The 12,102-nt window shown below is 49.2% G+C and carries 17 protein-coding genes and 1 pseudogene; 1 reads left to right on the forward strand and 17 read right to left on the reverse strand.

Annotation, left to right across the window (positions count from 1 at the left end; translation table 11 throughout):
* Positions 1-75: 75 nt before the first annotated feature.
* The 17 genes and pseudogenes from ACSIPU_RS07425 to ACSIPU_RS07505 form a co-directional block, all read right to left on the reverse strand.
* Entirely contained in the window at positions 76-576 is a 501-nt protein-coding gene (locus tag ACSIPU_RS07425) for a DUF4411 family protein (RefSeq protein ID WP_221006742.1), read from the reverse strand.
* A 3-nt stretch (positions 577-579) separates the two neighbouring features.
* Positions 580-1,719 carry an ImmA/IrrE family metallo-endopeptidase gene (locus tag ACSIPU_RS07430; protein ID WP_221006744.1) on the reverse strand — a complete coding sequence of 380 codons (1,140 nt, stop codon included), beginning with the start codon at positions 1,717-1,719 and terminating at the stop codon, positions 580-582.
* Between the two features lie 145 nt (positions 1,720-1,864).
* Positions 1,865-2,443 (reverse strand): DUF1133 family protein, encoded by a 579-nt coding sequence (locus ACSIPU_RS07435; RefSeq protein WP_435321799.1) that lies wholly within the window; start codon positions 2,441-2,443, stop codon positions 1,865-1,867.
* 35 nt (positions 2,444-2,478) lie between these two features.
* Positions 2,479-3,099 (reverse strand): annotated as a pseudogene (locus ACSIPU_RS07440) (phage N-6-adenine-methyltransferase); the annotation flags it as partial.
* Positions 3,096-4,157, reverse strand: a complete 1,062-nt coding sequence (locus ACSIPU_RS07445; protein WP_435321800.1) for a DNA cytosine methyltransferase — start codon at positions 4,155-4,157, stop codon at positions 3,096-3,098. The gene ACSIPU_RS07445 and the pseudogene ACSIPU_RS07440, both read right to left, overlap by 4 nt.
* Positions 4,154-4,459, reverse strand: a complete 306-nt coding sequence (locus ACSIPU_RS07450; protein WP_435321801.1) for a Ref family recombination enhancement nuclease — start codon at positions 4,457-4,459, stop codon at positions 4,154-4,156. The genes ACSIPU_RS07445 and ACSIPU_RS07450 overlap by 4 nt, the downstream gene beginning before the upstream one ends.
* A gap of 145 nt (positions 4,460-4,604) precedes the next feature.
* Positions 4,605-4,772 (reverse strand): hypothetical protein, encoded by a 168-nt coding sequence (locus ACSIPU_RS07455; RefSeq protein ID WP_196090314.1) that lies wholly within the window; start codon positions 4,770-4,772, stop codon positions 4,605-4,607.
* Positions 4,773-4,918: 146 nt separating this feature from the next.
* Positions 4,919-5,152, reverse strand: a complete 234-nt coding sequence (locus ACSIPU_RS07460) for a DinI family protein (RefSeq protein WP_211813494.1) — start codon at positions 5,150-5,152, stop codon at positions 4,919-4,921.
* A gap of 461 nt (positions 5,153-5,613) precedes the next feature.
* Positions 5,614-6,009 (reverse strand): hypothetical protein, encoded by a 396-nt coding sequence (locus ACSIPU_RS07465; RefSeq protein ID WP_435321804.1) that lies wholly within the window; start codon positions 6,007-6,009, stop codon positions 5,614-5,616.
* Positions 5,999-6,640: a DUF3850 domain-containing protein gene (locus ACSIPU_RS07470; RefSeq protein WP_435321805.1), complete on the reverse strand. Its 642-nt coding sequence runs from the start codon at positions 6,638-6,640 to the stop codon at positions 5,999-6,001. Before ACSIPU_RS07470 ends, ACSIPU_RS07465 begins: the two co-directional genes overlap by 11 nt.
* The gene (locus ACSIPU_RS07475; protein WP_435321807.1) at positions 6,641-6,895 is read right to left on the reverse strand and encodes a hypothetical protein; all 255 of its coding nucleotides are present in this window, start codon (positions 6,893-6,895) and stop codon (positions 6,641-6,643) included.
* Entirely contained in the window at positions 6,888-7,964 is a 1,077-nt protein-coding gene (locus ACSIPU_RS07480; protein ID WP_435321809.1) for a DGQHR domain-containing protein, read from the reverse strand. The genes ACSIPU_RS07475 and ACSIPU_RS07480 overlap by 8 nt, the downstream gene beginning before the upstream one ends.
* Positions 7,961-8,749, reverse strand: coding sequence for a ParB/RepB/Spo0J family partition protein (locus tag ACSIPU_RS07485; RefSeq protein ID WP_435321810.1), 789 nt, complete (start codon positions 8,747-8,749; stop codon positions 7,961-7,963). The genes ACSIPU_RS07480 and ACSIPU_RS07485 overlap by 4 nt, the downstream gene beginning before the upstream one ends.
* Positions 8,742-8,954 carry a hypothetical protein gene (locus tag ACSIPU_RS07490; protein ID WP_032694889.1) on the reverse strand — a complete coding sequence of 71 codons (213 nt, stop codon included), beginning with the start codon at positions 8,952-8,954 and terminating at the stop codon, positions 8,742-8,744. Before ACSIPU_RS07490 ends, ACSIPU_RS07485 begins: the two co-directional genes overlap by 8 nt.
* Positions 8,951-9,244: a hypothetical protein gene (locus tag ACSIPU_RS07495; protein ID WP_435321812.1), complete on the reverse strand. Its 294-nt coding sequence runs from the start codon at positions 9,242-9,244 to the stop codon at positions 8,951-8,953. The genes ACSIPU_RS07490 and ACSIPU_RS07495 overlap by 4 nt, the downstream gene beginning before the upstream one ends.
* Positions 9,245-9,256: 12 nt before the next feature.
* Entirely contained in the window at positions 9,257-10,333 is a 1,077-nt protein-coding gene (locus ACSIPU_RS07500; RefSeq protein ID WP_435321813.1) for a hypothetical protein, read from the reverse strand.
* Positions 10,334-10,598: 265 nt separating this feature from the next.
* Positions 10,599-11,012, reverse strand: a complete 414-nt coding sequence (locus ACSIPU_RS07505) for a toxin YdaT family protein (RefSeq protein ID WP_017146276.1) — start codon at positions 11,010-11,012, stop codon at positions 10,599-10,601.
* Between the two features lie 318 nt (positions 11,013-11,330).
* Here ACSIPU_RS07505 and ACSIPU_RS07510 point away from each other — a divergent pair, with 318 nt between their 5' ends.
* Positions 11,331-11,837 (forward strand): hypothetical protein, encoded by a 507-nt coding sequence (locus tag ACSIPU_RS07510; RefSeq protein WP_181511433.1) that lies wholly within the window; start codon positions 11,331-11,333, stop codon positions 11,835-11,837.
* Positions 11,838-12,102: the final 265 nt, after the last annotated feature.

Below are 12,102 nucleotides of genomic sequence, written 5' to 3' on the forward strand. Positions count from 1 at the left end.
GAGATAAAAAAAAGGGCCACCATTTGGTAGCCCTTTTTTGATATAAAAAATAGGTTTAAATATATGTAAAATATATTATGCGGCAAGAATAAAAGATGCATTTAATTGTTGCAACAAAGTGAAAGTGTCAACATATTGAACACCAAAGTGGTTACAAATGTTAGGAATCAGAAACTTGCGTTTACATTGTAAATCAAGTCTCTCATGCGTAACAATTGTTGCCCCTGTGGACATAGCTTTTGCTATAAGCCATGTATCAGCGCCTCTTAAAAACTCTTCCATTGCACCAACTGACATTGGCACACTCTGCTGTTTATCTGCAACATGTGCGGCAACAACAGCAACATTTCTTTGTGTATCTTCATCACTCATGGGTAGAAAGAAATGACGGTTATCCATAGACCATGTTCGTAACTCATCGTTACCGTTTATCAGCTCTTGATAGATACCTTGAATACTAAAAATATTATGCCCTGCACACTCGCGAAGAAGCCAATCCCAAAAGGCCGGACAAAAGGACATATTATAGTACTTATTTTTCGCCTCGATGAAGACGTTGGCATCAATCAAAAACATTAGTTAGGCACCAATTTCCATAGCATATTGTTTTAACTTTGCAGGAGATATACCGAGTAATTTACCTGCATCCCTCAGAAGCACTTTTCCGCTAAGTGCTTCATTTAATAAAACTTTGCTAAAAAGGGCGCTATTCTTATTCTTGGCAATTGCATAGAAGTTGCCACCACCCCCATCAGCATTGTTGAACTGGTTGATTAATTCTCTGTAATAATCTTGATAAGTATCGTAAGAGACCAAACCAAGATCGAATGCTCTTCGGATGATGACATAGCGACTCACATGGAAAGTCCTTGCGATATCGCTCACATTATCATTCAACTCTTTGTCTTCACTCCAGAGGGCAGTAACCTCCCTTGCGGGAGCCAGAAATTCTCCTGCAACTGCATTACAAAACCGTTCTTCTCTGCGATCCTCAAAAGCACCAACACTGGAAACCCCACTTTGTCCCAGCCACAAATGCGCTAGTTCGTGCAACAATGTGAACAATCTTGCGGAAGGAGCATCACGTAGATTAACAAAAACAACCGGTGCATGATTATCACTTATCGCAAAACCACGAAACTCGGAGACACTTAGAGGACGACGAGTATTGTTTTCAACAATGCCGCTTCGCATTACCAGTATTCCTGCAGCCTCAGCACCCTCGACAATCTTTCTTTGGTATTCTTCCCAATTCAAGCCCCTTGGATTTAAATCCTTAAGTCCAAGAGTCTGTCTGATGCTCTCAGCAACATCATCTGGATTACTATTGACATCATAAGAACCAATAAAACCAAGAGGCTCCGCGTTCTGATCTTTCAAATAATCTTTATACCATTCTTGTCGTCTTACTACAGAAGCAATGGTATCTTTCAAGTCCACGCTAATGTTTGCCAACCCATGATTACCAGGAGTTCTAAGATCAGGTATAGGTAGAACATCGATTGGAGGAGATGGCAGAAAAAAGAATGCGAACGGGATATGTAACTTACTTGCTAATTTTTGAGCCTGTCCAAAAGTTGGCTTTTGATCACCGCTGGACCAACCTATAACTTTTTCTAGCTTAACCCCTAAACTATGAGACAGATCTTCTTCAGACACTTGCGCTCTGGCACGTGCCCAATTGAAAATCTGTGGGTTAATGTAAGCTAAATCAGCCATTTGATTGTTGCCACTTGTGAATAAATTAATGATCCCTTGGGAGAATAGTAACCCACCAGCCATTTTTTACAACAAAAAACCCGCGCAATGGCGGGCCTTCAATGTTGTTGCTCAGTTCGCTTTAACGTCCCGAGCCTAACACAATTCAAGCATTTTCTGCGCAAGAGTTCAAGTAAAACCTGTCGCTATTTGTGCCGAAAGCATCACACATAGGTGCATAAAGCATCGATTCTGCAAGATTTAGCCAAACGTCGATTCTGCTTTCGCATGTGCGCAGACACCATTCTGGGTGTTTTTTGTTAAGGTCGCGAGCCATTGCTTTTTTACTCAGACGCTTGATATATCTGTCTTCTATGAGCGCATACAGACTCTTATGCCCTGAGCGAACCAGTATTTCTCCGAGAACTGAATTGATGGTCAGCGCCTCTTCATCAGTGCAGAACGCCAGTCCACTTTTATTTTTGCCGTTAAGAATCTCCTGAAAGAACGCTTCAAGCTCTGGCTTGGAAATGCCTGATTTCTTCATCCGGCGTAGTGCATCGTTGATAGCTGTTTTCGTTATCTTCCCGGATGCCAGCAATTGATTAAACATATTGCCGCCGCTACCACCGCCAATATACGACCAGCGGCCCCACATACGCAGCTTTCCCTGTATCCAGATGCTTTCCAGAGTGCGGAGGCGAACCATTTCACCTGATTTACCAACCTCAGAAGGGTTAATCATTTATTCACCTCATTTTTGATTTTCGGTTGCTCGGCGGCAAACTGTGCCAGCGTCATAAATGACTGGCCTTTCGCTTCCAATTCGGTACGGTTGATATAACTGAATTTCTCACCTCGCCAGGTCTTATCAAATACAGCTATGGCACCAGCAAAAAACGCGCTGGTCGGCCTTTGTTTGTCGTTGGCGGGTTTAAACCAGACAGGCAGATCGAAACCAATCCGCCCACGGATAAAGCAGACATGATCCGCATCTTCCGGCCACCAGGTTTCGCTCGTTGCGGATTTAACCAGGAAAACATAGCGACCGCCCTTCTCGCGTTGCGCAGCTGCGTAGTGCATGATGTGCGTCATGCCGGTGATGGCTTGCTTTTCGTGGTACTGAGAGCGGCTATATGGAGGATTGCCGAATGCTGCGCCGCCGAGTTCTGCCAGGCGACCAGACCAGTCTTGCGTCAGCGCGTTATCTTCTGCGGTGTACCAGACAGGGCATTTTGCATTGCTGTCATCAGCGAACAGGTCCAGCATCAATGGACCAAACATCGCGTTGATACCCCAGAAAAGCGGATCCGGCGTTCGCCACTGGTCGCCAACCTCTTTTAAATAATGGGATGGCGCATTGCGTAGAGCTGAGAGGGATTCGCAGTACGGATTAGTCATACGACCTCCATATAAGCACGAATGAAAGCCGCAGCTGCCTGGGCGTTTATGGCGTTGCCGTAGCCTTTGAGACGCCCGACGCGGTTGCTGCTTGCCACTCTTGCCACCCCGGGCTCGACTCGTCCCAGGCGTGAGGCAGCCCCATCAACCAGCGGGAATGTTCCGGGTTCAACTGGACGCCATTTGCCATCTCGACAAAAGAGCCAGCCCGCATCTCGCCAAAAACCGTTAACCTCAAGGGTGCTGATAACCCCTGTTCCGCAGCGTAATCCAGCCTGTCGAACGTCCGATCCTTCCCATCGATCCTGATGACAGTTTTCCCGCTCCCTTTGTGATCGCTCGCCGTTGGTGTTGGCCACGCTGCCAGCATTACGGTCCCTGGAAGCTTCAAGCACACTTTCGGTGACCCGTCCACATTCTTCCCACTGTAACAATGGGTTGATCCGGTTGAGTCGTTCGCCACCGGAGTTTGCCAGCCCGTTAATCGTGCCGCTCCGGAGACATGTTGTAATCCGCGCTTCGTCTCCGGCTGTGGATTCGTATTGGCTACCGGCGTGGGCCACCCAGTAAGCTCGCTCTCTGATGTGCGGCGCACCGATGCCCGCTGACGTAAACGGCACAAGCCCGAAGGCGTATCCCACTCCTTCCAGGTCTGCCTGTACAAGGTCGAACCATGTGTTTGCGTTACCGCTTGCAACCTGTTCGCCAAAGACATGCTGAGGTCTGCACTCGCTGATGAGATGGAAGAAGTGGGGCCAAAGGTGCCGCTCGTCAGCAAACCCATCTCCTTTGCCTGCCGCGCTGAAAGGCTGGCATGGGCAGGAACCTGTCCAGATTGGTTTATCGTCAGGCCATCCGGCGAGGCGGAGGGAATGAGACCAGACGCCGATCCCGGTGAAAAAGTGGCACTGGGTAAATCCTCTGAGGTCGTCAGGTGTGACATCTTCAATACTCCGTTCGTCAACTTCGCCAGGCGCGATGTGACCGCCGGCGATTAAATTCCGCAGCCATTCTGCTGCAAAGGGATCGATTTCGTTGTAGTAGGCCACCGGCGTCATACAGTGACCTCCCCCAATTCCTGAAGAACCTGCGCCAGCAACTCGCTCTCAGTACCGAATTTCTCTTCCCATGATTTACGACCGGCATGAATAGCAACGCCGTAACCACCAGTGCGATGGTGAGCGTGGCAAAGAGGAATTACATGGAAGTTATCTGCGCGGACAGACAAGCCAGTGCCAGAGCTGCAGTGATGTATTTCAGCGGGTGATTCACCGTAATCAAGGTTGCGGCAAACTATGCAGCCTAGGGCGGCTACGCGGCTAAGATGAAGCTTTTCAGCTTTTGTTTTGGTTTTGCTCATATCGCACCGCCTTGGCGCGACAGACAAACGGAAACACCGCGCACTGAGGCACGGCGAAAAATGGCGTTGCTGCATTTTTGCGTCATCACTTTACTCCGGTGATGGCGCGATAGGTTCGGTGTTCAGCCGAGGTGATTATTATAAATCAGCTTCTGTCCTGCTGGAAGAAGCTTTTACATTCCTCGTGAGAGGTTTCAGTATTTTTTATCTCACCCGGCTCTATAGGAGTGAGTATATATTTACCGCCTGGAAGGCTATCAAGCACGTAACTACCAGGAATGCGGATAGCCTCTATTAACTCATCAGTATTCATCGACCGCCACCTTATGAAGATATTTTTTCACCAGTGGCAGTTTCTGCCTTACAGTTATTGGTGCCTTTCACATTACCTCCAGTGCGAAATTATCTCGCTAATATCGAGCAGTGGCATCAGAGGTAATGCGCACTACCAATCAAAAATCAGAAAAACCAGTCGTCGGCACTTTCCCACGTTTCCTGCAGGATTTGCTCTATGCGCTTTTTATCACCATCAACGCCGCCCAGAACGGTCAATCCGTCAGTACTTGAGCGCCTTATATTTAGTTTGCAGCCTTCATAGTTTTGATGAAGACGGCGCAGCAATTCAACTTCAAGGGCGGGAATGGCCCCTTCTGGCAGTTTTTTAGTCTTGTCGATGGTTACTTCGATTTTCATATTATCACCCCACTCGATATACTGTATAAATAAACAGTACACCTAACTCATTGAATGAGCAATATCTTAAGAGCACAAAACGTTAATTTTTGTCAGGATTGATAAAAGGAAACCCGCAGCAGCGGGTTGTATTGCATAGAGAATTTACTGAGGTGCCTTTGGCTCGACCTTGCTGTGAACTTCCCAACGACTGATTCCGCAACTACCGCAGAAGTTAGCCAGGTAATCCAACCCGGACCATTCCCGGACACCCCCACGAGCGGCTTCTACGTATACGCCGATTTGCTTATCTCTCCAGAGGCCAAACAGTCGCCAGCTTCCGCTATCTGCATTTCTGACTGCCACAATACGGGTCATAACGCCGGTCTGATACAACTCGGTAAAGGCTGTTTTTTTTCTGGTTATCATTTGCATAAATAACAAACCTTAGATTTGTTGATAACAAATATGGTGTTTGTGTTTTATTGCTTTATCCTCTGCTCAGTATTTTTCAGGTCGTTTTCCGCGAAGAGGATTGCTGTTCTGGCGGAACGTAACCGTGCCTTGGCGTTTTTCTCTTCTCGTTCTAGGTTGGAGACGGCTTCGCGCAGCTCATCACGACGGTTATGAAGCTGCTGAATCTCTCTCACCACAGCCTCGCCATCAGTCGCACACTGAAGAACGTACTGGAAAGGGTCTACAGCGCAGCCGCATTGAAGGCACAGAATGATCCGCGCCTTCTCATCGACTTCAACGGCTTTATGCTTGCAGTGTTGCTGCCTGTAGTCCTTTCTGTCGGTTACGGTGATGTTCAGCAACTTCTCTTCGTCGCGCTTGGGCTGCACCAGAGTGATGACGTTGTCGCTATCATTTTCCATCTGGCACCTCCTGCGGGGCGGCTGCGAGCATGGCCTTGAACGTTTTGATACTGGCGTCATGCTTTGCACGTTCTTCTGGCGTCATGGCGTCAATGTCAGCGTTATAGTCGGCACGGCGTCGCAGTGCAGTCAGCAAAGTCTCTGTTTTGCACCCCTTGCCGATGATAAGACCTGGCTTTAACTCAACGGAGCACGGAAGAGTTGCAGGCACTACCGGCTGCGCGTGGCGATAGAGCGGGACATCTCCCGCCTCTGAGTTCTGCTTGCCCCACAGATATGCCGTCTCCCTCCCTCGGTCGATATAGCCCAGGTTGCGCTCGTCGGTATACGCCACCGGCTCGCTGTCCATTGCGGCTTTGCGGCGTTCCTGTAGCTCAATGCTCAGCAGGACATATCCCGGCATCCATTCGCCAACGTCAGCGATATGGGTGATTTTCACATTGATGTATTCACCTGTCGGGTTACAGCTACCGCGAGGTGTCTCCAGCAGGTGGAGGGTGTCGCCTACCCGATAATCACGGTCATTTTTGCGTAGCTCTGCGCGTTTAACGCCAGTACAGACAGCAGAGAAGAATTCAGGGTAAATTTTCAATTCGTGAGTGATTGCCTCTCTGGTTAATTTGCTGGTCATTTATTCATCCTCCACGCTGTTAGCATGGCAATAATGCTCACCATTCGGGCGCGTAGACGTTACGCCACAGCGCGGACATGGTTCAGGAAACGTTAGAACCAGCTGTTCAACAACCGTTGAAACTTCCTGCTGTTCAGCGTCGTCAAGCTGGCGCTTAAGTTCAAACTCCAGCGAATCGACGACTAAGAAGGAGAAGCCCTCAATTGAACTGCGCATAGCATCAATGATTTTTTCTTTCGTCAGGGCATCAGTCATGGTTGGCCTCCTTACCGCGACTAACAGACAAGTTTTTATTCACGATGGCATCCATCAGGCGTGATGCTGCAGCTTTCTGAGATGAGACATTCGCAATTACCGTTGGCCTTGTTTTCTCGCAGCTGGCGCAAATACCATCCCATGATGAAATGAGGAAGAAATCTTCACGATCGGCAATGCCGGTATTCATTACCAGATCCTCAATCATCAGCGTGACCCCGCGAACTCCCCGACCTTCGCTTAATCTCTGCACTGCGTAGCCGAAGGCGTTAATCATCACAGCATGGAACTGGATATACTCGCGTTTGTACTCGGCCTGGTTCGTACCTCGGCGAATATCATCTAAACCAGTCAGCATCAGCCACGCATTCCACAACCCCTCAAGATCATCTTGTGAACATGAACCGGAAAATTTTGCAGTGGCATCACTAAGGGCTTTGAAGCTCACCCACTTATCGCTTTTCGCGGGAACGACGTTATGCTCAAAATCGGTGACTTCAGAAAAGACATCGTGTGAGCTGATAAAACTAACCATCTCCTGCGCGTTCTTATCGCGCCCGTTATAGGCCATGTTGATAGCCGCAGATGGCTTCGAAACATTGTTGTTAATGTCCGAGAAAAACTGCTGTCGCGTCTTCAGTGGTAACTGGAGAGTAAGCATCATCGGCACATGGATCGGCTCATCAATGGTTCGGCAATACTCCGCAATACCGGCTGCGCGATGCTGACCATCAAACAATTTAATTTCTGCATCCATCGGGAAACGGGCCACCCCGACATTCGTATTACCGAACTCTTCGAATTCAACATACGAGTCGCAGTTACCTACCAGCGGTGGAATGATAAATGGCTCTTTGTTCTCGTATGCCTCAACAAGATACTGATAAAACTTTTTCGCCCTGGCTGGGTTCAGTTCTCGCTGCGAGCGTTCAAGAGTGTCCCCGTAATTATCGCTGGCGAGAACTCGCGTTAGTGTCCGTGCAGGAACAGTCAGCATCAGGACAATTGAACCGCCCTGAGTTCCACGTGATGCAGGGAACTCAAAGAAATGATCTCCTACTTTACTCATAATGTTACCTCCCCAAGTACCCAGCGCAGAGCATCAGCGTATTCACCGCTGGCAGCTTCGAGGGCTTTAGTGATTTCTTTGCGTGATTTGATGCGCGGCTTTGCCTCACCGAGAACCTGGCGCTGACGACGCGCTTTTTCATGACCAGTAGTGCCAGCGGTCGCCGCTTCGATTTCGGCTACCTTTTCCCTCTGTTCTTCGGGTTTTAGTGATGCCAGTTGACGCGCCTGGGTAACTGTTACTGTGCCGGACTCTACCGCGTCTTTGACTGCCTGAGTGGCATCCAGGAGGGATAGGGTAGCGCGTACAGTGGGGACGCTGACGCCGAACATCAGCGCGAGGTCTTCCTCGTCATGCCCGCGCTCCAGCGCATCAGCCATCTTTTTGGCTCTGCCCAGCGGTGTGTCGGCCTGGCGGATTTCGTTTGCGCTGACCATTGCCTGAGCCATGCGAACAGCTGAACCGCGTTTAGTGACTGCCGGAACCAGCAGCGGGGTTTTACCCTCTTTTGCCAGGCGCTTATTAGCTTCTAGGGTATGGCGCACACGCTGACGGCCATCGACCACGCAGGACAGCCCCGTTTCCGGGTCTTTCCACACAATAATCGGCTCCAGAACCCCCTGGTCCATGATGTTCAGCACCATGGCTTCACTGAGAGGTAAGTGAATACGCTCATCGTAAAGCGGGTGTGCCTTGTCAGTGACAATATGCAGATTTTCCGGCTCAAACATCAGAACGTTTGTCTTGCCGCTGGCACCGTATGCGTCGATTGAATTCTTAGCCATTTTTAACCTCGTTTTTATTAACCGTCTCAGCCCATTTTTCTTCCAGCTTTCTTCTGGCTTTATCCTTGCCACCAGCCCAGTAGCTTTGCTGGACTCGGTAATGGTCATACGGGCATTTCAGTGCTCCAGAGCAAGAGCCAAACGTATAATCTTTCCAGTGGTACTCAGGTAACGCGCCGCAATCAGGGCATTTCTGTAATTTCATTGAGCGACCCCACGACATTCCCGCAGAAGGCTTTCAAACCTCGCCCGAAGCCGGTTCGCGCAGCCAAACGGCATATCGTTGAAGCACCACATTGCCGCGCCATTCCGCATGCCGCTTTGGGTAATCTGACCTGTTCCGTGTAACTGGCGAAGCTGATTACCGACCGACGACATACCGCGACCCAGTGCAACGGCAATTTCTCTGGTGGTCAAATCAGGATTGGCCTTGAGAAATTCGATCATCGTGATTTCACCGCTGTATTCTGTTTTCTTGGATTTAGTTGTTTTCATTGAAAAAACTCCTTAGCCCCTGAAACCTTTCGGGATATCTGCCTGAACTTTGCCGCTGAAACCAAGGTTTCCGCCTACAGCAAGGTTTACCGGGCACAGCTTCAGCGCCAGCTCAGGCCATTTGTTACGTAATGTCTTCATGGTTTGAACTTTTGGGCACCAGAACTGATCGCGCTGAATGCGCTCAATCATGGTGCGGATTTGGTCGTGGCTGCAGCCATGTTCCTGGCGAAGCATGCGAACCTCGTTAGCCCATCCAACAAAGTTCGGTTCTCTCGGTCTTGCCAGAGAGCCATCAAATTCGGCGGCGCGTTCGTACATCTCGATGATGGTCGACCAGAACCACATCGCGAGATCGAAGTCATCATCGGTAGCCAGGTTACTGTCTTCGGTAGCGTCAGGAATGTATGCTGCCGGGATGACCGGTTCACGTCCTGACTCAGCAAAGTTATCCACAGGAAGAATCTCTCCCGCGTGGTTTTTATGATCTGTATGTAGTGATCTGTTTTTAAGATCTGTATAGAGATAGGATTCGGCTTGAGAGCCGTTTCCAGGATTCGGCTCTTGGGCCGTTTCCATTCGGCTCTTGGGACGAATGCATTCGGCTTGAGAGCCGTTTCCATTACTTTCAACAACTTGCTTTGATTCGGCTCTTAAGCCGTTTCCATTCGGCTCTTGAGCCGAATCCATGTTTTTCAATGGTTTATTTGAATTTCCCCCTTGCGGGAATATTTTGGCGATTAGTGCGTCCTGATCGACGCGGTAATGCTTCTTCGGCGTGCCGCTTACCTGCCGAAGTTCTTCCTCAATAACTCCCGCCAGGTACTGCTCTGTAATCTTGAACATTGCCTTTCTGACCACATCGCCGTCTTTAGCGCGAATTTCTTTAGCAAGCGCTGCGTGCTCTTTGTAAAACCAGCCATTTTCCAGGCTAGACTTGCCCGACCAGAACACCAGCTGATTGAGAATGGCCGCCAGCAAATGCTGCTGCCTGTCTCCTGCAAAGAAATCCAGATACGGTCCGGGGATCGTTATGCAGTTCCCCTGCCCCGACATGGCCTGAACAATTTCAAAAACCTGATTGTTCATTCCGAAACCTCATTGTGTAGCCGTAAAAACTCTCTCAATCCCACCCAGCCAATAGCCCCGCAGGCTTTGCGGTAGGAAACTTCTTTCTCTGTCGCTGTGAGTACCGTCACCATGTGGCCTTTGTGTCTGTGCTGGAAGCGAGAACCGGCCTTAGGAATGCCAGTGCCTGCACAATCTCCTTCAGACGGCTCATACGCCGGATACGCTCGTTTCAGGCGAGCAATCAATTCAGCAGCAGACTGGTTACACATAGTCACCTCCGGAATCAGTGGTATTTCGTTACTTCAACAGCGACAGGCTGATACGCCTTGCTGTATATGGCTTCAATAGCGTCGTCGTGCGCATCAATAGCCGTTCCGATGGCATGCTGGGCCGCCAGCAATGCCCGACGCTCTATCGTGTCGTAAATGCTCAGACGATGACGGATTTCACGCGGCAGAACGCGCAGGATTGAGGGAAGGAGCAGGCGGATTTTCTCGCGCTGCTGTTCGGTCTCACCCTTCAGCCAACGATGGAAGATATTCTGCTGATTGGCCCACGCTTTGCCCGGTACCAGGCGAAGCTCAGTCCCACCTGAACGCACATACTCTTCAGTAATGGCATTAGCTGCATATGCCTGACCGACTTCAGCAGCCCAGGCCAGCAGAACTATTTCAACGTGCTCGTGTTTGATTTCCATTAATCAGACTCCCTCTGCCGCTTGGTGATAATTTCTTCCGTAAGTCCACTAATCGGTGTTGGATGAAGGTCCGGGCGAAGTTCATGAGGGGTTACTACCCACCCTCCCATGCGACAGAGTGGGATGACGCGATCACTAGGGACGCAATTTCGGTTTATCCAATTTGCTACTGACTGGCTCGACTTAAAGTCGAACATGCGGGCGACATAGGAAACATTCCCAATCGCTCTAACGGCTTTCTCCGTTATGTTTTTGTATGGTGTAGGCATTCTTACCTCCTGTGAGTTGGTAAGTAGAGAATACTACACAAAGTAGAAAATGCAACTACTTAAAATAGAAATGACTAAAAACGCTCTCTGCCGTAATCTTCTACCTATGGTAGAAAAATCGAATAAGCATCAAGACTTCGCAGATCGACTTAACCAAGAGATGAGTAAAAAGAACTTGTCTGTTAAGCAATTAAGTCATGCGGGACAGGTCACCTACGAAATGGCTAGGCGGTATACGCTTGGCACAGCAAAACCGCGCGATGAAAAGCTGATGAGAATTGCGGAGTGGTTGAGCGTGCCTCCAGCCTGGCTAGACTACGGGGCAGTAGAAAACAGTGCTGAATCCAACGCAGCCCTGGAGACCGTCACCCTCACCCAACCAGAGAAAGGCGATGAAACAGAATTCGCGAGCTTAAGCGATGAAGAGAAACGCCTGATTCGAGTCTTCAGAAAATTCCCTGATGCAGAAGCAAACAACATGCTTCTGGCCTTTGAGATTCGCTATAAGAAGCTCCTGGAGTTCTATAGCGAGTACGCAGATCCAGACAAAAAATAAATCAGAAACAACCACACCAAACCCAGCAATGCTGGGTTTTTTTGTGTCTCCGCATCGTCAAAAAAAACTTTTAGTAGATATTTATTTCTACTTTAGGTGTTGACCAATCTACTTTATGTAGTATTCTCTACTTATCGACACAACGGTGCGATAGGTTAAACGTTCGGTTGGCCGCCTGAAGGCTAAAAATCAACAGACTTTGCAATGCAGTGAATGCGGCTATGCGCACGCGGCACAGTTAATCGGTATCACTCGTTTCTAAAAA

Source organism: Klebsiella sp. HN106 (genome assembly GCF_051209435.1).
GTDB lineage: Bacteria > Pseudomonadota > Gammaproteobacteria > Enterobacterales > Enterobacteriaceae > Klebsiella > Klebsiella oxytoca.